The 19,930-nt window shown below is 64.4% G+C and carries 21 protein-coding genes; 8 read left to right on the plus strand and 13 right to left on the minus strand.

What is annotated here, in order from left to right; translation table 11 throughout:
* Positions 1-6: 6 nt before the first annotated feature.
* The 3 genes from CH305_RS11450 to fadD5 form a co-directional block, all read right to left on the minus strand.
* Positions 7-489 carry a cation:proton antiporter regulatory subunit gene (locus CH305_RS11450; RefSeq protein ID WP_027494547.1) on the minus strand — a complete coding sequence of 161 codons (483 nt, stop codon included), beginning with the start codon at positions 487-489 and terminating at the stop codon, positions 7-9.
* 47 nt (positions 490-536) lie between these two features.
* Positions 537-851: an integration host factor, actinobacterial type gene (gene mihF / locus CH305_RS11455; RefSeq protein ID WP_008712632.1), complete on the minus strand. Its 315-nt coding sequence runs from the start codon at positions 849-851 to the stop codon at positions 537-539.
* Positions 852-1,085: 234 nt separating this feature from the next.
* Positions 1,086-2,660: a fatty-acid--CoA ligase FadD5 gene (fadD5, locus tag CH305_RS11460; protein WP_179278266.1), complete on the minus strand. Its 1,575-nt coding sequence runs from the start codon at positions 2,658-2,660 to the stop codon at positions 1,086-1,088.
* Positions 2,661-2,779: 119 nt separating this feature from the next.
* On the opposite strand from fadD5, the gene CH305_RS11465 reads away from it, so the two are divergent.
* A complete protein-coding gene (locus CH305_RS11465) occupies positions 2,780-3,832 on the plus strand; it encodes an alpha/beta hydrolase (RefSeq protein WP_094703772.1) in 1,053 nt (350 codons plus the stop codon).
* 16 nt (positions 3,833-3,848) lie between these two features.
* Here the strand turns inward: CH305_RS11465 and CH305_RS11470 are convergent, their stop codons facing one another.
* On the minus strand, positions 3,849-4,763 hold the full coding sequence (locus tag CH305_RS11470; protein ID WP_094703773.1) for an oxygenase MpaB family protein: 915 nt from the start codon (positions 4,761-4,763) through the stop codon (positions 3,849-3,851).
* Between the two features lie 2 nt (positions 4,764-4,765).
* Positions 4,766-6,262: an aldehyde dehydrogenase family protein gene (locus CH305_RS11475; protein ID WP_032404542.1), complete on the minus strand. Its 1,497-nt coding sequence runs from the start codon at positions 6,260-6,262 to the stop codon at positions 4,766-4,768.
* Positions 6,263-6,396: 134 nt separating this feature from the next.
* Between CH305_RS11475 and CH305_RS11480 the strand changes: the two genes are divergently transcribed.
* On the plus strand, positions 6,397-7,053 hold the full coding sequence (locus CH305_RS11480; RefSeq protein ID WP_094703774.1) for a GntR family transcriptional regulator: 657 nt from the start codon (positions 6,397-6,399) through the stop codon (positions 7,051-7,053).
* Positions 7,054-7,078: 25 nt separating this feature from the next.
* Here the strand turns inward: CH305_RS11480 and CH305_RS11485 are convergent, their stop codons facing one another.
* Genes CH305_RS11485 through CH305_RS11495 form a run of 3 tightly spaced genes read right to left on the minus strand, consistent with a single transcriptional unit; the run spans position 7,079 to position 10,353 of the window.
* Positions 7,079-9,445, minus strand: coding sequence for an FdhF/YdeP family oxidoreductase (locus tag CH305_RS11485; protein ID WP_094703775.1), 2,367 nt, complete (start codon positions 9,443-9,445; stop codon positions 7,079-7,081).
* Positions 9,446-9,493: 48 nt separating this feature from the next.
* Positions 9,494-9,754 carry an acyl-CoA-binding protein gene (locus tag CH305_RS11490; RefSeq protein WP_032379982.1) on the minus strand — a complete coding sequence of 87 codons (261 nt, stop codon included), beginning with the start codon at positions 9,752-9,754 and terminating at the stop codon, positions 9,494-9,496.
* A gap of 26 nt (positions 9,755-9,780) precedes the next feature.
* Positions 9,781-10,353 carry a TetR/AcrR family transcriptional regulator gene (locus CH305_RS11495; RefSeq protein WP_037150034.1) on the minus strand — a complete coding sequence of 191 codons (573 nt, stop codon included), beginning with the start codon at positions 10,351-10,353 and terminating at the stop codon, positions 9,781-9,783.
* Between the two features lie 23 nt (positions 10,354-10,376).
* On the opposite strand from CH305_RS11495, the gene CH305_RS11500 reads away from it, so the two are divergent.
* Both CH305_RS11500 and CH305_RS11505 read left to right on the plus strand, forming a co-directional pair.
* The gene (locus CH305_RS11500; protein WP_094703776.1) at positions 10,377-11,309 is read left to right on the plus strand and encodes an oxygenase MpaB family protein; all 933 of its coding nucleotides are present in this window, start codon (positions 10,377-10,379) and stop codon (positions 11,307-11,309) included.
* Positions 11,310-11,338: 29 nt separating this feature from the next.
* Positions 11,339-12,121, plus strand: a complete 783-nt coding sequence (locus CH305_RS11505; protein WP_094703777.1) for an alpha/beta fold hydrolase — start codon at positions 11,339-11,341, stop codon at positions 12,119-12,121.
* Positions 12,122-12,129: 8 nt separating this feature from the next.
* On the opposite strand, the gene CH305_RS11510 is transcribed toward CH305_RS11505, so the two are convergent.
* Positions 12,130-13,446, minus strand: coding sequence for a class I SAM-dependent methyltransferase (locus tag CH305_RS11510; RefSeq protein ID WP_037150025.1), 1,317 nt, complete (start codon positions 13,444-13,446; stop codon positions 12,130-12,132).
* Positions 13,443-14,888: an FAD-binding oxidoreductase gene (locus CH305_RS11515; protein ID WP_179278267.1), complete on the minus strand. Its 1,446-nt coding sequence runs from the start codon at positions 14,886-14,888 to the stop codon at positions 13,443-13,445. The genes CH305_RS11510 and CH305_RS11515 overlap by 4 nt, the downstream gene beginning before the upstream one ends.
* Positions 14,889-15,145: 257 nt before the next feature.
* On the opposite strand from CH305_RS11515, the gene CH305_RS11520 reads away from it, so the two are divergent.
* On the plus strand, positions 15,146-15,580 hold the full coding sequence (locus CH305_RS11520) for an SRPBCC family protein (protein WP_032379987.1): 435 nt from the start codon (positions 15,146-15,148) through the stop codon (positions 15,578-15,580).
* On the opposite strand, the gene CH305_RS11525 is transcribed toward CH305_RS11520, so the two are convergent.
* Positions 15,577-16,239, minus strand: a complete 663-nt coding sequence (locus tag CH305_RS11525; RefSeq protein ID WP_094609267.1) for a hypothetical protein — start codon at positions 16,237-16,239, stop codon at positions 15,577-15,579. The two genes, CH305_RS11520 and CH305_RS11525, sit on opposite strands and share 4 nt — an antisense overlap.
* Positions 16,240-16,302: 63 nt before the next feature.
* Between CH305_RS11525 and CH305_RS11530 the strand changes: the two genes are divergently transcribed.
* From CH305_RS11530 to recR, 3 genes are all read left to right on the plus strand, one after another.
* Entirely contained in the window at positions 16,303-16,608 is a 306-nt protein-coding gene (locus tag CH305_RS11530; RefSeq protein WP_212709793.1) for a hypothetical protein, read from the plus strand.
* 179 nt (positions 16,609-16,787) lie between these two features.
* Positions 16,788-17,099 (plus strand): YbaB/EbfC family nucleoid-associated protein, encoded by a 312-nt coding sequence (locus CH305_RS11535; RefSeq protein WP_217901741.1) that lies wholly within the window; start codon positions 16,788-16,790, stop codon positions 17,097-17,099.
* Positions 17,100-17,102: 3 nt separating this feature from the next.
* The gene (gene recR, locus CH305_RS11540; RefSeq protein ID WP_032379989.1) at positions 17,103-17,711 is read left to right on the plus strand and encodes a recombination mediator RecR; all 609 of its coding nucleotides are present in this window, start codon (positions 17,103-17,105) and stop codon (positions 17,709-17,711) included.
* A gap of 65 nt (positions 17,712-17,776) precedes the next feature.
* Here the strand turns inward: recR and CH305_RS11545 are convergent, their stop codons facing one another.
* Positions 17,777-18,481, minus strand: a complete 705-nt coding sequence (locus tag CH305_RS11545) for a type 1 glutamine amidotransferase (RefSeq protein WP_032404549.1) — start codon at positions 18,479-18,481, stop codon at positions 17,777-17,779.
* On the minus strand, positions 18,474-19,736 hold the full coding sequence (locus tag CH305_RS11550; RefSeq protein ID WP_094703778.1) for a Mur ligase family protein: 1,263 nt from the start codon (positions 19,734-19,736) through the stop codon (positions 18,474-18,476). Before CH305_RS11550 ends, CH305_RS11545 begins: the two co-directional genes overlap by 8 nt.
* Between the last annotated feature and the right edge of the window lie 194 nt (positions 19,737-19,930).

Raw genomic sequence — 19,930 nt, forward strand, 5'->3', positions numbered from 1 at the left:
CTGATCTCAGGCATTGCCGAGTAACTTGGCTGCTGCGTCCAGTCCGTCCGCGGTACCGACGGCGACCAGCAGGTCACCGGCGGCCAGTGTGAAGTCGGGGGTGGGGGAGGGCTGTACCTGGCCGGCGCGCATGACAGCAACGACCGACACCCCGGTTTTGGTGCGCATCGCGGTGTCACCGAGTGTGCGGCTGACGAACCGCGAATTCGCGCGAATGGGAAGTTGGCGAGTGTTGATTCCGGGGAGGTCACGATGCTCTTCCCCGAGCTGAGCGATGAGTTGCGGCGACCCGAGCAGATTGCCCAGGGCCGCCGCTTCCTCATTGCTCAGCGTGATCGATGCCTGCGTCGCATCGGGGTCGTCCTTGCGCGAGACGATCAACTCGTTCGCGCCGTCCTTGCGGGTGATGACGCCTATGCGACGCCCGGAAGCGAGGGCGAAATCTTTCCGCACCCCGATTCCCGGCAGCAGGGTCACTTCGACGTTCATGGTCGAAATGCTAGCCCTGCGGGTAGCGCGTTATCGCAAGTTGCGAATCAGGATGCGACGGCAGCCAGCAGTGCTTCGCGCTGGTTGGCACCGAGGCCACCGATACGGCGGGTATCGGCGATGGACAGCTGCTCGAGCAGCTGTGCGGCGCGCACGGATCCAACACCCGGCAGGGCCTTGATCAGGGCGGACACCTTGGTCTTCTTGACGATCTCGTCGTTCTCCGCCTTGGCGAGAACGTCAGCGACGCTGAGTTCGCCGGACTTGACGGATGCGAGCAGCTTCGACCGCGCAGTGCGTGCCTCGGCCGCCTTGGCCAGCGCCGCGGTGCGCTGTTCCGGTGTCAGTACTGGTAAAGCCATGGCCTGTTCTCCTCGATTGTGGTGACCCGTCGCTCGTTGACAGGTCTCGACCCTCTTGCATCGTGCCTGGTGGCTCTTCCAATCTAACCGAACAACACGGGTGTCATTCACGGTCGAACCACCGAACCTTCCCAGCCAGGCTACGTCCTATCCGATTCGTGGTGTGCCCCGACCAGCACATCGGCCCGTCGGGACCCCGCAACGGCGGGTGTTCGACGCCTCGTATGGGGGTCGTCAGACTGTTGCCGGAGCGTAAGACTTCCTGAGGGCGACCTTGAGAACCTTGCCGCTCGCGTTGCGTGGGAGCGCGTCGACGACGACCAGTTCCTTGGGGTGTTTGAACCGCGCCAGATGGTCGCCGAGCCACACGATCAATTCGTCGAGCACGAGATCGGGCGCACCCTCGGAATCGTGCAGAGCGACCACCGCAACGGGTACCTCGCCCCAACGCTCGTCGGGCCGGCCGATCACCGCGGCTTCGCGGATCCTGGGGTGAGCGAACAGGACGTTCTCGACCTCGGCGCAGTAGATGTTCTCGCCGCCGGAGATGATCATGTCTTTCTTGCGGTCGACGACGAACACGAAGCCCTCCTCGTCCTGACGCACGAGGTCGCCGGAATGAAACCATCCGCCGTGAAAGGCATCGGCCGTCGCGTCCGGGTTCTCCCAGTATTCACGCATCGTTGTCGGTCCCCGATAGACGATCTGGCCGATCTCGCCTGGAGCCACGTCGTTCATCTCGTCGTCGACGATGCGCGCCGACACGGTCGGGATCACGCGGCCGACCGAGCCGATCTTGCGCAGGGCGTCGACTCCGTCGAGCACGCAGGTGATGGGCGACATCTCGGTCTGTCCGAACACCGCCACGTTCAGCGCATCGGGAAAGGTCTCCGACATCGCTCGCAGGACTGTGTCGGACGCCGGTGCGGCGCCCCAGGAAACAACCCGCAGCGCAAGCGTTCTGGGACTACGCGCCTGCTCGGCGCACATGGCCTGCCATTGCACCGGGACGAGGAACAGGTTGGTGACCCCTTCGGCCGCAAGGACGTCCAGCAGCGTTCCCGGATCGAAAGCGCCCACCGGGTGGACGACGGTCGGAATGCCGAGCAGCAGACTGGGGGCGAGGCTGCCCAGTGCGGCGATATGGAACATCGGCGACGCGCAGAAGCCGACCTCGTCGGTGGCGTTCATCTGCAGTGCCCGAATGCAGGTGAGCGCCTGTGCCTGCATGTTGGCGTGGGTCAGCACCGCACCCTTCGGCCTGCCGGTGGTACCCGAGGTGTACATGATCAGTGCCGGAGCGTCGTCGGGGACGTCGACGATGTGCGCAGGCTCGCTGCCCGAGAGCATGGTCTCGTACGACTCCCCGACGGTGACGGCGGCGTTCAGTGAATCACTCTGTGCGACCACTGCTTCGGCCAGAGGTGCAAGGGTCTCGTCGGTGATCACTACGGTGGACCCGCTGTTCTGCGCGAGGAACGCCACCTCCGGTGCAGTCATACGGAAATTCACCGGCACGGCCAGTGCGCCGAGTGCGTTGATCGCCAGCACCGCCTCGAGATACTCCGGTCGATTGAGCATGAGAATGAGCACGCGATCACCGAATCCGACGCCGAGACCGGCGAGTGCGCCGGCGAACCGCGACACTCTGTCGTCGAGTTCGCGCCAGCTGATCGATCGCCCTTGGAACCGAAGCGCCACGGCCGCAGGCTGCATCAGGGCGTGTCGTCGAACCTGATTGTTCCAATTGTTCCGGCGTGCGAGATGGGGTTGCTCGATGTACTCGGCAACGCCGGACCGTTCGCTCATGGACTGCTCCTCTGGGCCTGTCGATAGCGGTGAAATGTGATGCAGCTTACAGTGTTCGTCGGTCGTGCATCGGTAGCGAGCAGTACCCGAACGGGCGGTCGGATTGTTACTCTGGCTGCATGCTGCGTACAGGAAAACTGCTGGCCGCACTGGCCGCGTCGATGCTCCTTCTCGTCGGCGCGGGTACCGCAGCCGCTGCTCCGATCAATGTTCCGTGGTCGCCGGACGATGCGCTCGACTCCGAAGTGAGCTTCGAGTCCGGCGGCATCACCCTGTACGGGAGCCTTCGTATGCCCGTCGGCGAAACCCGCGGTGTCGCTTTGGTGCTGCCGGGCAGTGGGCCGACCGATCGCAACGGAAACTCCGGTGATCTGCACCTGAACACGACCGCGTACGTTGCCGACGAGCTGTCCAGGCGCGGCATTGCGAGCCTGCGATTCGACAAGCTCGGTAGCGGTCGTACCGGACTGGCCGGTGCGGATCCGAACAACCCTCCCGGCTTCGACGCGCAGGTCGACAATGCTGCGGACGCACTGGCATTCCTGCAACAGCGGACCGGTGTCGGGGCGGATCGCACGACGGTGATCGGGCACAGCGAGGGCGCGCTCACGGCACTGCGTCTGGCCGATGCCGACAGTGCGGCGTTCGCCCATATCGGCCTGCTCGAGCCATTGTCGATCCGATACCTCGACCTGCTGACCGCGCAGGTCGATCGTAATATCGGCGAAGCCGTGGCAACGGGCCAGTTCACCGAGGCGCAGGCGGCTACGTCCCGGGATCGCTTCGCCCAGGCCGTCGCCGATATCCGCGCGGGGCGGGCGTTGTCCGCCGAGCCCGACCCGATCGTCGACGGTCTGGGACTGCGGCAGAGCGCCACCTTCCTGCGCGAAGCCGATGCCACGGACCCCGCGAATCTGGCTGCCGCACTGCCGGATACGTACTCCTCGTTCCTGACCTGCTCGGACAAGGACCTCAACGTCTCCTGCGGACAGGTCGAGAACGTGCGAGTGGCCCTGGGGCACACCGACCTCGACTTCGCGCACTTCGCCAACAGCTCGCACATGTTGGGCGAGCTCGGGCCGCTGCCAGCGGATCCGAACATCGCTCTCGCGCCGCTGCCGCTCTCGTCGGAGTTTCGCGATGCGTTCGGCAGGTGGGTGGACGGACTCTGACTCGTCGAGTTCGCAGTTACACCGAGACTTCCGGTGTTTTTGCACCACAACTGCGAATTCGCGGTGAGGCGAGGGTGCCCAGATCGCTCGGCTGATAGCCGACGGGATAGCCGGGGTAGGTCTTGTTCGACGCGTCGGCGGTGGCTCGCGATTGCGTTCGCTTGGGTAGGAACCGCTCCACGCGGGCTCGGGCGCGCAGGGCCTGCACGGCGGCCCGCTCGACCGTCGGTGAGCCTGCGGGAAAGCCGAAGGCACCGGCCATCCGGTCGTCCAACAGTGCGAACACTGCCTGCTTCACTGCGGGGGTCAGCGCAGCGGGGTACCAGGAGCAGTACAGATCGAGGGTGTACGTGCCGATGCGTCGATTGTCTTCGGTGAACCTGAACGTGCGCTCCTCGTAGTCGAGCTTGAACTGCGCGAATTCGGTGTACGACTCAGGAATGTTTTTGATGCCCATGCGCTTTCCCACTTCGCAGTAGAAGTGGAACGTTGCCAGTCGTTCCTTCGGATGCAGGCGACGCCATCCGTAGGTGTCGATCCACTCGATCGGCTCGTAGATGAACGTCGTCAACACGTAGAGCATGTCGTCGTTCGAGATGTCGAACTGACCGTGCATTCGGTTGACCATCCGAAGCGATTCACGTCCTCGCTCGGAGTCGTAGCCGTGCTCGAGCAATTCGGCCATCAGCAGCGAGGTGTCGTCGTAGCGCTTCTGCGGGCGGTTCTCGAATTCGCCCGTGCGGGCGAGCAGCGCCGAGATGGTCGGCACGCAGTACGTGCGGAACAACGCGAACTCGAGCGCGCGCTGGTAATCCCATGGGAACTCGTAGCCGGCGGTGATGCGGTGGATCGTATGGCAATCCCGCACCGGGTCGAGTTCCTCGATGCGCCGCAGCCAGCCGAAGCGCCCCTTCTTCGGCGTGATGTCCATGCTCAGCCCCGTCCGTGCCGAAGCTTCAGTGCCAGAACCGAGAGCTTCATGTTTCGTGCCTTGCGCTTCATCGTCAGCAGGTTCACCGGAGCTGCAAAGCTCTGCACCGTCATCGACTTGACGGTGCTGAACTCACGAAGGCCGTCGGCCCCGTGGATTCGGCCGAATCCCGAGTCGCCTGTACCGCCGAACGGCAGCGCCGGAACGCCGGCGAATCCGAGGACCGAATTGACTGTCACCACACCGCAATCGAGCTTCTCGGCGGCGCGTCGACCCACTGCTCCGTCCTTGGTGAACACCGATGCGCCGAGTCCGTACTTGGAGGCGTTGGCTCGCTCGATGCCCTCGTCCAGATCGCGCACCTTGTTGACCACGACCGTGGGGCCGAACGTCTCTTCGGTGATCGCAGTCGAGTCCTCGGGCACGTCGGTGAGAACAACCGGGTCGACGTACGGCCCGTGCAGTGAATCGAGACCGCCGACAACAGCTTTGCCGCCCTTGGCCAAGGCGTCCTCGATCTGGCCGCGCACGATGTCGCTCTGCTTGCCCAGCGTCATGGGGCCGTAGGACGAGGTCTTGGTTCCTCCGGGCTTCAGTGCCCGTACGGCGGTGGTGAATTCGGTGACGAACCGGTCGTACACCGGAGCCGCGACGTAGATACGTTCGACACCGGCACAGGTCTGGCCGGCATTGCCCATCGCCCCGAACGTCGCGAATTCCACTGCGGCAGCGATGTCCGCGTCCGCGTCGACGAGCATCGCGTCCTTGCCACCGCACTCGGCGACCAGTGGCGTCAACGACTTCGCGCACGTGGCCATGACCTTCTTGGCCGTGGCCGTGGAGCCGGTGAACGCGATCTTGTCCACGCCGGATTCGACCAGGGCGGTACCGGTGGAACCGTCGCCGGTGATCGTCTGGAACACCGGGTGAGGAGCGGCGAGCGACTGCCACTTCTCGGCCAACCAGACGCCGACGCCAGGGGTGAGCTCGCTGGGCTTGAACACGACGGTGTTGCCGGCGGCCAGGGCGTAGGCGATCGAGCCCATCGGGGTGTACAGCGGATAGTTCCACGGCCCGATGACTCCGACGACGCCGAACGGGCGGTATCCGACGTAGGCCTTCTGATTGACGGCGAGCAGACCCGATCCGACCTTGCGCTGCCGAAGAATCTTCTCGGCATTGCGGGCCGACCAATCGAGATGTTCGACGCCCAACATCACCTCGAGCAGGGAGTCCTCGTCCGGCTTGCCGGTTTCGGCGGCGATGACGGCGGCGAGGCTCGCGGCGTCACGCGCAATGGCAGATTTGAATTCGAGCAACCACCGCTTGCGCCCGACGAAGCCTTGTATGTCCCACCATCTGGCGGCCGACCGGGCGCGTTCGACGGCAGCGTCGACGTCGGAGGTGCCCGCGATCGGATACGTAGCGAGCGCGACACCTGTTCTGGGGTCGAGGCTTTCGAAGCTGCTCTCGGTAGTTTGTTCGATCTGGTCCGTCATGGGCTCTATCCTCCAGCGGATCGCATCACATATATTTGATGTGATTCAATGTTGTCCAGGACACACTATGCGTCACCTTCGGTTGCTACAACCCCCGTAGCCCCGCTGTGTGGGAGCAATGCAGGAGCAGATCAATGAGCATCGATCTCACCCGAACTGCGTCTTCCACGCGCCCGATTCCGCGTCGGCCACAGCTGTCCGAGGACGTCGCCGGGAGCATCCGCCAACAGATAGTCACCGGTGCACTGCAACCCGGCTCCTTCGTACGGATCGACGAGACCGCAGTGGCTTTGGGCGTCAGTGCCACCCCGGTGCGCGAGGCGCTCGTCGCATTGCGCGGCGAGGGACTGGTCGAGCAGGTACCTCATCGCGGCTACCGCGTGAACGAATTGTCGCCGCAGGACGTGGACGACATCTTCTGGCTGCAGGGCATCATCGCGGGCACACTCGCCGGTCGTGCGGCAGGCGTGGTCGACGACGAACATCTGAAACAGATGACCACTCTGAACGAAGGTCTACGCGATGCCGTGGCCCGCGCCGACACCGAATCGGTCGAGTACTACGAATTCGAGTTCCATCGCCTGGTCAACAAGATTGCCGGGGGCATGAAACTGGCATGGTTCCTGCTCGGCGCAGTCAAGTACACACCGCGGTTGTACGCGACCGACGCGCGCTGGGGTGACGACGCGGTGCGCAGCCACGAGCATTTGATCGAGGCCTTCGGGCGGCGCGACGTCGAGGCGGCCGCCGACGTGATGCGACGCCAGTTCCGGAAGTGGGACGTCCGCTAGAACGACTCACTTCCGGAATTACCGTTCAGCTCAAGTGGTGCGGCTGAGGGTGCGACTTGTGCCCCTCGTCCGAACCCTCGTTGTCCTGATGACCGTTCACCGTGCCCTGCATGCCCGTCCCTGCCGGAACCATCGAAATGATCACCGACTTCGAGGTGGGGCAATTACTCTGCAGCGCAGTCGAATCCAATGGAATCAGCGGATTGGTCTCGGGGTAGTATGCAGCAGCCGACCCGCGGGGGGTGTCGTACTGGACGATGCGGAACGACGGCGCACACCGTTCCACGTCGTCGTCGTCCCACTTGGTGACGAGATCGACCATGTCGCCGTCGCGGAAGCCGAGCGTGGAGATGTCTTCTCGGTGCACGAAGATGACGCGTCGGCCGTTCTCGATGCCGCGGTACCGATCGCTGAGGCCGTAGATCGTGGTGTTGAACTGATCGTGGCTGCGCAGCGTCTGAAGGATCAGATGGCCCGGCGGAACCTGCAGCACGTCGATGGGTGACACCGCGAACTCGCCTCGGCCACTCTTGGTTTCGAACGTCCGACTGTCGCGCGGCGGGTGCGGAAGCACGAAGCCGCCGGGACGTCGAACATTGACCTCGTAGCCTTCGCAACCGGCGACGACACGAGAGATGTGCTTGCGAATGTTGCGGTAGTCGTCGCGGAAACTCTGCCAGTCGAGACCGTATCGGGTGCCCAGCGTCGCCTCGGCGATACCGCTGACGATCGCGACCTCCGAGCGCAGGTAGGGGCTGGCCGGCTTCAGTGGACCACGCGAGGAATGCACCGAGCAGGTGGAGTCCTCGACCGAAATCCACTGCTCGCCACTGGCTTGCACGTCCTTCTCGGTGCGCCCCAAGGTCGGCAGAATCAAGGCGGTCTCACCGCAGACGATATGGGATCGGTTGATCTTGGTGGAGATCTGCACCGTCATCCGCATCTTGCGCAGCGCCTGGAACGTCACGTCACTGTCCGGCGTCGCCTGGACGAAGTTGCCGCCGAGTCCGAGGAAGAAATGTGCCTTGCCGTCGCGCATGGCACGGATGGAATCGACGGTGTCCAAGCCGTTCTCACGCGGTGGCTCGAAGTCGAATTCTGCAGCCATCGCGTCGAGGAAGGCCACCGGTGGGCGCTCCCAGATGCCCATCGTTCGGTCGCCCTGCACGTTCGAGTGGCCGCGCACCGGCAACAACCCGGCACCTGCCTTCCCGATGTTGCCTTGCGCGAACGCGAGATTGGTGACTTCCTTGATGGTCGCGACGGCGTTGCGGTGCTGCGTCAGGCCCATGGCCCAGCAGAAGACGGTGGCTTTGGAGTCGCGCAGCATCTCGGCGGCCTCGGTGATCTGCGCTACCGACAATCCGGTGACCTCGGTGACGAGATCCCAGTCGACCTCGGCGACGTGTGCCTTCCACGCGTCGAAGCCGATGGTGTAGCTGTCGAGGAACTCGTGATCGAGTGCGTCCCATTTCACCAGCAGCGAGCCGATGGCCTGGAACAGAGCGAGATCGCCGTTGAGCTTGATCGGCAGGTGCAGATCCGACAGGTCCGTTCCCGGTCCCACCATGCCGCGCGGGGTCTGTGGGTTCTTGAAATTCAGCAGACCCGCTTCGCGAAGAGGGTTGATGGACAGAATCTTTGCGCCGTTCTGCTTCGCCATCTCGAGCGCCGAGAGCATACGGGGGTGATTGGTGCCGGGATTCTGGCCGGCCAGGATGATCAGTTCGGCAGTGTGAACGTCGTCGAGCGTGACGCTGGCCTTGCCGATGCCGATGGATTCCTGCAGAGCGATGGACGTCGACTCGTGACACATGTTGGAGCAGTCGGGCATGTTGTTGGTGCCGAACGACCGCGCGAACAACTGGTAGGTGAACGCGGACTCGTTGGACGCGCGACCCGAGGTGTAGAAGATGGCCTCGTCCGGACTGGCCAGGCTCTTCAGCTCGTCACCGATCAGACGGAAAGCGTCGTCCCATTCGATGGGCTCGTAATGGCTGCCGCCGGGCAGCTTGATCATCGGGTGCGTGATCCGGCCCTGCTGGCCGAGCCAGTGCTCGGTGTGGGCGTCCAGCTCGGCAATGCTGTGCTGCGCGAAGAACTCCGGGGTCGCCCGCGTCGTCGTTGCTTCCTCCGCAACGGCCTTCGCACCGTTCTCGCAGAATTCCGCCGCGTGCCGGTGGCCCGGATCGGGATCGGGCCACGCGCAGCTCATGCAGTCGAAACCCTCGGCCTGGTTGAGCTTGAGCAGCGTCTGCGCAGTGCGCTTCGGGCCCATGTGCCCCAGTGCTCGCTTCATCGACACCGCGACGGCGACGGGGCCCGCCGCGTGGGTCTTCGGCTTCTCGATGTCGAGCTCGGCCTCGTCGACGTCGCTGTCGGTGCGTCTCATGCGGGTCCCTTCGTTGCGTTACCCCCGCACTCGACCATAGCCGTAGGCTCAGCCGGCGAGGAGCTTGGTCACCAGATCCACGTACTGCTGCTTCGCCGAATCCTGGCTCGTACCTTCGAGCTTCGCCCAGGCATCGAACTTCGCGCGGTTCACCATGTCCAGTCGCCCGGGCCGCTTACCCGAGGCATCACCGATCGAACCCTGCTTGTAGAGCGAGTACAGGCTCAGCAGATCGTCGTTGCTCGGCTTGGACGTGAGCTTCTTGACGTCTACCTGCGCATCGGCGAACGACTGATCGAGATCGGACATGAAAACTCCTTCGGTTAGAGGTGGTGTCATCCTCGCACGGAGGCGTCGGAAATCAGCCGAATGCAGTGCGCCACGAGGGCTTCGCGGGTGACGGTCACGGTGCCGTCGAGGTAGCCGATGAACAGGGCGGTCAGTGCCCCGACGGTTCCGACGGCGATCAGCTGTCGGTCTTCGGTGTCGGGAAGTTGTGACTGCACCAACTCGACGAAACCGGGGAGCAGATCCAGACCGCGTCGGCTCAGCGCCGGTTCCGCCAACGGCGCGATGAGCAGCACCCGTCCGGTTCGCGGTTCGTCGATGATGAGTTCGACGAACGCTCGGACCGGCGCGGCGATGGTGTCCTCGGGGGTGTCCGCCGCGGTGACGGCATCGAGCAAAGCGGTCTGCGCTCGCGAACCGACCCACGCGTACACCGCGCGGACGAAGGTGTCCCGGTCGGTGAAGCTCTCGTAGAAGTACCGCTCGGTCAGCCCGGCGGTTCGGCAGACGGCGCGCACGTTGACCGCCGGACCGTCCGGAGAGCCGAGAAGCTCGACCCCTGCGGCGAGCAATGCGTCGTACCGCTTGGATCTACGCTCCTCCAACTGTTGACTACGCATGTTGTCAACTCTAGTCTGACAACATGCGTAGTCAGAGTGATCGTCCGGTCCCGCTCGGTCCCGATTCGCTCACCTGGAAGTACTTCGGCGACTGGCGGGGGATGCTGCAGGGCGTCTGGGCAGGGTCGATGCAGAACATGCACCCCGGCCTCGGAGCCGGGGTGGAGCAGCACTCGACGTTCTTCGACGAGCGCTGGCAGCGTCTCTACCGGTCGCTGTATCCCATCGGCGGGGTGGTGTTCGACGGAGATCGCGCCGAGCAGACCGCGCTCGAAGTGCGTGGCTACCACACGAACATCAAGGGAATCGACGCCAAGGGCCGCAAGTACCACGCCCTCGATCCCGACACGTTCTACTGGGCGCACGCCACCTTCTTCATGGGCACGGTGCTCACGGCAGATCACTTCATGGGCGGTCTGACCGAGGAACAGAAAGTGCAACTGTTCGACGAGCACGTGCAGTGGTATCGCCTCTACGGCATGAGCATGCGTCCGGTCCCCGCGACCTGGCCCGAGTTTCAGCAGTACTGGAGGCACATGTGCAGCACCGTGTTGGAAGACAACATGGCAGCCCGCGGGGTGTTGGACCTGTCGAAGCTGGGACCACCGCCGTACGCAGCCTGGCTGCCGGATCGGGTCTGGGCGGTACTGCGGCGTCCGGTGGCCGCGTTGTTCGTGTGGATCACCGTCGGGCTCTACGACGAGCCGGTGCGCGAACTCCTCGGCTACCGCTGGTCTGCGCGGGACGAGCAGCGGTTCGTGCTGTTCGGTAGGGCGGTGAACCTGGCGTTCGGGCTGGTGCCGCCGCGTCGTCGGCTGCATCCGCGTGGCCGGGCCGGGTGGGATCGCGCTCTCGGCCGAATTCCGGCGACATCACCGCTGGTGCACACGCCGGCTCGTAATCTGCCGCCTCTCACGCGTCGCTCCGACCCGTCGCACTACAGCCCGAAGGTGTAGTTCGACGGGCTCGGGGTACATGGCGGGGTATGTACAACGTCAGAACCGGACGCGGTAAGCCGCTTGTTCTCGTGCACGGGCTCGGATCCTCGCACCGCAATTGGGATCCGATCGTTCCCGCACTCGCTGCGCACCGAGAGGTCATCGCCCTGGATTTGCCCGGATTCGGGCAGACTCCGCCGCTGCCCGAGGTCTCGATCGCGTCGCTCACCGATGCGCTGCGCACGTACCTCGACGACGAGGGCCTGTCCGACGCCGATCTCGTCGGCAGCTCGATGGGCGCACGCATGGTCGTCGAGCTCGGCCGCCGTGGTCACCGAGGGTCGATGGTGGCACTCGATCCCGGCGGGTTCTGGAACGACCGTCAGGTGAAGATCTTCGGAGCCACGATCACTGCGTCCTTGGCGCTGATGAAGAACGTTCAGCCGCTGGTGCCGTTCCTGGCCGGTAACCCAGTGACGAGAACGGCTGCGTTGGCGCAGTTCTCGGCTGCGCCGTGGAAGCTGCCGAGTGGATTGGTCGAACGGGAGCTGAAGGGCTTCTCGGCCAAGACTTCGCCATCACTGGACGCCGCACGCAAGGCCTTGATCCACGGGCCGAAGCAGCTCGGTGCACCGAAGGGGTCGTTGCAGGGGTCGCTGCTCATCGGCTGGGGTCGTCAGGACAAGGTGACGACTCCCAGCCAGGCCGAGGTGGCGCTGGAGCGATTCCCCGACGCCACCCTGCACTGGTTCGACAGATGCGGACACTTCCCGCACTGGGATCAGCCCGTCGAGACTGCCCGAGTGATCCTGCGCGGGACGGGTCGGTAGGAGCTGGATCAGCCGTTCCACCAAGGCCGCAGCGGCACGTTCGCCTGACCCTTCGGCCCGAGCTTGACGGCCAGAACCTGGTGTAGCTGAACCACATTGCGCTCGAATCCCAAACGGGATCCGGCCATGTACAGACCCCACACGCGGGCTGTTCCTTCGCCGGCTTCGGCGACGCATGCGTCCCAGTTGTCGACGAGGTTCCGGCACCATCCGGCGAGGGTCAGTGCGTAGTGCTCGCGCAGGTTCTCCTCGTGGCGGACCTCGAGGCCGACGTCCTGGATCTCGGTGATGATGCGTCCGGAGCCGGTGAGCTCCCCGTCGGGAAAGACGTAGCGGTCGATGAAGCTGCCCGCTTTGGCGTGAGCGCGGTTGTCCGGTCGGGTGATCGAGTGGTTGAGCAGCCGGCCGCCGTCGCGCAGCTTGGACTGGATGAACGAGAAGTACGACGGGTAGTTGTGCACACCGATGTGCTCGGTCAGCCCGATCGACGAGATGGCATCGAAGTTGGTCTCGGCTACGTCGCGGTAATCGGAGAAGCGCACCTCGGCGAGCTCGGACAGGCCTTCCTCGGCGATGGCCTTCTGCGCCCACGACGCCTGCTCCTGGGAGAGCGTCACGCCGATAACCTTCACGCCGCGGCGGGCCGCGTAGCGCACCATCGAACCCCAGCCACAGCCGATGTCGAGCAGACGATCGCCCGGCTTCAGGCCGAGTTTGTCGAATACCAGCCGATACTTGTTCTCCTGCGCCGCTTCCAGTGTGCTGTCGGCGGACTCGAACGCAGCGCACGTGTACGTCATCGACGGGCCGAGCACCATCTCGTAGAACGCGTTGGACACGTCGTAGTGGTGATGGATCGCTTCCGCGTCCCGGGTCTTGGAGTGGCGCAAGCCTTCGGCGATACGACGCCACCGCGGAATCGCCTCCTGGGGTGGAGGAGCGATGGGCCGCAACACATCCCAGCCGAGGGAGCGGGTGATCGAGGCCAGTGTCATGGCCGAGGGACGACGGAAGTGGAGCTCGTCACCCATCAGTGCGAGCAAGTCGTACGGATCGCCGGGATGGACGCCGGTGGCCTCCAGGTCGCCCGAGACGTACGCCCGCGCCATGCCCAGATCACCGGGAGCGGTTGCGAGATAGGTGGTTCCGCGCGGACTCTTGAGGTTGAGGCCGATCTTCGCGTCCTCGGGTCCGGCGGTACTGCCGTCGTACGCGGTGAAACGCAGTGGGATGTTGCCGTCGGAGATCAGCTCCAGAATCTCGGAGATCTTGAGCTTCTGGTTGCCGTTCGCCGTTCGATTACCGGAGTCCTTGAACGTCGTCATTTGCGTTGCACCGCCTTCGAGTACAAATCCAACAATCGGGTTTCGGGATCATATTTCTTTTTCAGCTCGAGGTATCTCTCGCCGCCGTACAGCACGGCGAATTCATCCTCGGTGTAGTAAGCGTCCGAGTACAGCGATTTATGCCCGTCGAAGTCGGTGACCTTCTTCTCGATCGCGCGGTTCGCTGCACCCTCGGGTTCGCCGGCGACGATGGGTACCGAGGACCAGAAGCCGATGTTGACGTACGTGCGTTTGGGCTCGAGTGGGTACAGCGGCCACGGTCGGGCCGGATTGGCACCGGGGGCCGCCGGCTCGCGAAGTCGCAACGGGCACAACCACAACGGCTCGATGGGAATGTTGTCGAGGAACCACGCCACGAAGCCGGCGGTGTGTTCGATCGGAACTTCCACATCCTGCACGACGCGTTCGCGCGGCGGATTTCCCTTGCGCTTCTCGAGTCGATCGGCGATGTCGTACTTACGGTCGAGGCCGATCAGCTTCCAGTAGAAGCTGCTGCGTCGATACTTGCGCGGCCAGAAGCGTCGAATTGTCGGGTTCTGGGTCCCGAATGCGCGAGAGCACCAGAACCAGTCGGTGTCCCATCGCCACAGATAGTCGTGAATGGTCAGCCGATCGGTTTTCGGTGTGTCCGAATCGTGCTGGATCGAGCGGTAGAAGATGTCTGCACCGGTGTAATCGCTGACCGGCCCGGGTTCATCGGTCTGAACGCCGAGCGTGAGGTAACTTTCGTCGGCGCTGAAGACCACGCCGTCGAGGTAGTGGACCTCGATGCCGTCGTACTCGCGTTGGGTGACGATGGTGTCCATCGTGGACTGAAGGGTCGCGAGATCGTGAAATCGTAGGTGGCGCAACGCGACATACGGCAGCACGGGCTCGAGCTGGATCTTCAGCCGGGTCGAGTAGCCGAGGGTGCCGTAGGAATTGGGGAAGCCCCAGTAGAGGTCGGCATGTTCGCCCTCGGGCGTTGCGGTGACGATCTCGCCGCTTCCGGTGAGGACGTCGATCTCGAGTACCGACTCGTGCGGGAGCCCACTGCGAAACGACGTCGACTCGATGCCGAGGCCGGTGACGGCTCCGCCGAGGGTGATCGTCTTGAGCTGCGGGACGACGAGGGGAGCGAGACCGTAGGGAAGCGTCGCGTCGACGAGGTCCTCGTAGGTGCACATGCCCGCAACGTCGGCGGTGCCTGCGGCGGGATCGACCGTGATGACCTTGCTCAAGCCGGACACGTCGAGTCCCGGGGTGTTCGATGTCGTCCTGGCCCTGAACAGGTTGGACGTCTTCTTCGCCAGACGCACCGTCGCATCGGCGGGGATCGCTCGATAGCTGCGAAGCAACTGCTCGACACCCGATCGGTGCGCTGCGTAACCGCTCTCCCTCGGTTCTGGCCGTCGTCCGAGAAGAGCATTCACTGAAGCCACGTACAGACGCTATATCTCGTACTGCTCGGTATCCACCGGCGTGGGCGTCCGACCGGTGAAACTTCACGCAACTGTTGCCGAAACAGGGCCGGGAATCGCCATAATTCAGACAAAATGGTTGCAGCATGCATGTGTTTTCCCGATGTGCGATTCCTTTGTGATGCATGCCACATGACGTTCGGCGCGATGCCGGGCGTGACCGCTCGGCGAGGCAGGATGGATGCACATCCCGCTCGCTATCGAAGGAGAACGTTTCCGTGGCTCAGGTCAGTGCATCCAGTTCCGTCACCATCGCAACCACACCGGATCGGGTGCTTGCCGCTCTCGCCGACTACGAGACGGTGCGCCCCCGCATCCTGCCCCAGCAGTACCGCGACTACGAGGTGGTCCAGGGCGGTCAGGGAGACGGAACGGTGGCGAAGTGGACACTGCAGGCCACCGAGAAGCGAGTACGCAACGTCGCCGCGACTGTTTCCGTCGCCGGATCGACCATCACCGAACGGGACGCCAACTCCTCCATGGTCACCACCTGGTCAGTAGCCCCGGACGGCGGCGGTACCGCGGTCACCACAACGACTGAATGGAAGGGCGCGGGCGGCATCGGCGGATTCTTCGAGAAGACGTTCGCACCGCTCGGCCTGAAGAAGATCCAAGCCGCGACGCTCGAGAACCTGCGTCGCGAGTTGATCTAGACCTGCTCGAAATCCGGGGCCGCGATTAACGTCAGGGTTCCGACCACCACGGTGCGCATCGACCACACAAACATCCCATCGGGTCCGCGGTCGATCGTGTCGTAGGCCCCGGGCAGGGTGTCGAGGTCGGTGCGCGCGGCAATCGCGTCGTCGTACTCACGATCGCGTCGGGCATCGTTGTAGACGATCTCCGCCAAGGCCAGAGCGTGCTCGACGACGGTGATGACGGCCCACGTCGCCTGCTTCGGAGTGAGGTCGTAGCGCAGTCGATAGCGCGTCTGCACCACATCGGCCATCCGAAGCGCGTCGATGGAACTGGGAGTCAGGCCGATCAGATACTCCGCGATGCCCGGGTTGCAGTGAACCAGCTCGCGCATCGCGGAGGCGAGTGTCAGCAGAGCGTCGTGCATCGATTCGTCGTCACCGGGAAGCGGCGGCGACCACCGGCGCAGAATTTCCTCCGCCACCAGGGCCTTGAGCGCACACAGATCCTCGATGTTGTTGTAGATCGCGACGATCGAAACACCCAGGCTCTGGGCCACCGACTTCACCGTCACCCTGGGCAGAGTCAGCGCAATGCCTGCCTCGGCCATGGTCTCGGCAGTCACCCGACGCTTGCGAGGAGAGCCGCGTTCCGGGGAGGTCGCCGGCTGATCCATTCCGTAAGACTACGTGCGCTCAGTACTGACGAATGTTCGGACGCGGGGCTCTAGAATCGCGTCGTGTCCTTCACTTCCGCGCTACCCGTGACCGACGGGGATCGGACGCTGGTCGAACTGGCCAGGCAAACAATCGATTCGACGACGGATACAAGCCCTGGTGAGGACGGCATCCACACGATGGGTGCCGCGGTGAGAGTGGCGGACGGCCGCACTTTTGCCGGGGTGAATCTTTATCACTTCACCGGTGGCCCGTGCGCAGAAACCGTCGCGCTTGCGGCGGCTCGGGCGGCCGGTGCGACCGAGCCGACTCATATCGTGGCCGTCGGCAACCACTTCGTGCGACATCGCCGGAAGGCACTGCGCTGAGTGTCCACTATTCGTCACCGCAGGCGCGATCCCGTGTCTGCCGCGAAATTGTGGACACTCAGGTCGGTACGTCGATTCGACGCGCAGTGAATCACAGCGATCCAAGGTGCGGCTACGCTGGTGTGCGCTTCGAACCCACGCGAGAGGACGGCACAGTGCAACCCGGTGAGCAGCCCGACATGGCATCGATCCTGCAGCAGGCCCAGCAGATGCAGCAGCAGCTGATGGCGGCGCAGGCGGAGATCGCGGAGACCGAAGTGACCGGCCAGGCGGGCGGTGGACTCGTCGTCGCCACCGTCAAAGGGACCGGTGAGGTGGTCGGTCTGACCATCGACCCCAAGGTCGTCGACCCCGAAGACATCGAGACCCTCCAGGATCTCGTGATCGGCGCTATCGCCGATGCGTCTCGCGCGGCTCAGGCCGTCGCGAGCGAGAAGATGGGCCCCCTCGCTGGTGGTCTCGGTGGCATGCCCGGCCTGCCCGGGTTCTAGGCGGTGTACGAAGGTCCGGTTCAGGATCTGATCGACGAACTCGGCAAGTTTCCCGGGGTCGGTCCGAAGAGCGCTCAGCGCATAGCTTTTCATCTCCTCGGCGTCGAGCCTCCCGAGGTGGATCGGCTCATGCGCGCGTTGCAGCGTATTCGCGACGGCGTTCAGTTCTGCATCGTCTGCGGCACGGTCTCGGACAAGGAACTGTGCCGGATCTGTGCCGATTCGCGTCGAGACAGATCGATGATCTGCGTCGTCGAAGAGCCCAAAGATGTGCAGGCCGTGGAACGTACACGAGAGTTCAAGGGCCGCTACCACGTACTCGGCGGAGCGCTCGACCCACTGAACGGAGTGGGGCCGGATCAGCTCCGCATCCGAGAGTTGTTGACCCGCGTGGGAACTCAGGACGACGGAGTGGACGTCACCGAGGTCATCATCGCCACCGACCCCAACACCGAGGGCGAAGCAACGGCCACGTACCTGGTGCGCATGATGCGAGACTTCCCCGGCCTGGCCATTACCCGCCTCGCCTCCGGCCTGCCCATGGGCGGAGACCTCGAATTTGCCGACGAACTGACGCTGGGCCGCGCTCTGACCGGACGTCGACGAATGTGAGTGCCCACGGAAGTGGTGCGATCAAGTGCCGCCCAGGCCACTTGACCGCACCACTGCCGTAGGCACTATCGCAGCCGCTCCTTGCGGAGTTGCGCAACCTCGGGCAACTCGAGCGGAGCGAGCGTGGTGCCCAAGGCACGCTCCAACAAGTAGTCTGCCAACTCCGGGTTTCGGGCGAGTACCGGCCCGTGCATGTACGTGCCCAGTACCGAACCTTGTACGACGCCCTCACGTCCGTCGCCGACGCCGTTACCCACGCCGTGGGTGACCTTGGCCAATGGGGACGCGTCCAGGCCGAGAGTTGTTCCGCCGCGGTGATTCTCGAATCCGGTGAGCTTCTGAGTCAGGCCGTCGAGTGCAGGCTCGGTGACGACCTCGCCGATCGAACGTGTGGCCTGCGGTGCGGTGGTGACGTCGAACAGCGAGATGCCGTCGACACGTTCGCCGGCGGACGTCTCGTACCAGTGGCCGAGTACTTGGATCGCGGCGCAGATCGCCAGCACGGGGGCACCGCGAGCGGCTGCGTTCTGCAATCCCGGGTACCGAGTGAGGTGACGCGTCGCCAGGCGTTGAGCCGAATCCTCTGCTCCGCCAAGGGTGTACACGTCGAGTGAATCGGGAACCGGATCGCTCAGGGTGATCTGCACGACCTCGGCGTCGATATCGCGCATGCGCAGCCGCTGTCGCAGAATGAGCGCGTTGCCGTTGTCGCCGTACGTGCCCATCACGTCGGGCAGAACGAGGCCGATGCGAACGGTGGACTCAGACATCTTTCACCTCACGTGCCAGCGCGCGACCGAGGTCGCGGAACGCGGTGTAGTTGGCGAGTACCTCGACGCGTCCCGGCGGGCAGGAAGCAATGGCCTGCAACGGATCTGCGACGGTGGTGTGCTGCGAGCCCGCGTAGAGCAGTCGGACTCCGAGGTCGGTCGCGCGTTCACCGGCGGCGACCACGGCGACGTTCTCGAAGTGCTCGAAGCGAACGTCCCACAGCCACGACAGGTCCTCGCCGTCCGGTACCTGACCATTGACTGCGATGACGAGTCCGTCGCAGGTGGGGTCGATCATCGACAGCGCCTCCTGCCAGCCGGCAGGGTTCTTGGCGAGAAGCATTCGGACGGAATGGGATCCGTACTGGATGGTGGAGTAGCGCCCGGCCACCTCGTCGACGCTCGACGCGGCCGCGACGGCATCTTCTGCGTTCGCGCCCAGCGTCACGGCAGCGGCTACTGCCTGAGCTGCGTTGCCGCGGTTGGCTTTTCCTGGCAGCGACAACGTCATCGGCAGGACGAGCCCGTCGGGACCGTAGAGATTCTCGTCGTCGAGCCACCAATCCGGCGTCGGACGCTTGAAGTCGCTGCCGGTGCTGTACCAGTGCTCGCCCTCCCACAGGATGGGCTCGCCCGTGCGGGGACAGCTGACCGAGTCGCCTGCCCATCCGCCACCGGCGGCGACCCATACGACGTTCGGTGCGTCGAATGCCGCCGACGTGACCAGTACGTCGTCGCAGTTGGCGATGACGACGGTCTCGGGGTGCCGGGCCAATCCGGCGCGCAGCTTGCGTTCGATCATGTTGATCTCGCCCACGCGGTCGAGCTGATCGCGACTGAGATTGAGCAATACGATGGCCGCAGGGTCCACAGCGTCGGATACGTGGGGGACGTGCAGTTCGTCGACTTCGAGAGCAGCCAGCTCGGCATCGAAGTGCGCGTGTAGGGCCGCGACGATGCCCGCGTCCATGTTCGCGCCGTCCGCCTGGGTGGCGACGTCGCCGAGAGTGGCCAGTGCTGCGGCGGTCATTCTGGTGGTGGTGGATTTGCCGTTGGTACCGGTGACGATGACCGTGCGTCGACCCCGGCCGAGCCCGCCGAGGATGTTGGGGTCGATCTTGAGTGCGACGAGTCCGCCGATCATCGAGCCCTTGCCTCGGCCTGCTTTGCGAGACGCCCAGGTCGCCAGCTCCGCCGCGCGCAGTGCCACGCGGCCCCGTGCGCCGATACGCCTGCGCTCACCCACTTCAACCATCCGCCGAGTCTGGCACAGAAGAGCGCGCAGTTTCACGTCGGCGCGTGCTGCCCCTCGGTCATGCCGCAGGCTCCACTCCCGCTAACCCTGGGTCATTCCGCGGGCTCCACTCCCGCTAACCCTGGGTCATTCCGCGGGCTCCACTCCCGCTAACCCTGGGTCATTCCGCGGGCTCCACTCCCGCCCCACTTGGT

This window comes from Rhodococcus sp. 15-649-2-2 (assembly GCF_002258645.1).
Classification (GTDB): domain Bacteria; phylum Actinomycetota; class Actinomycetes; order Mycobacteriales; family Mycobacteriaceae; genus Rhodococcoides.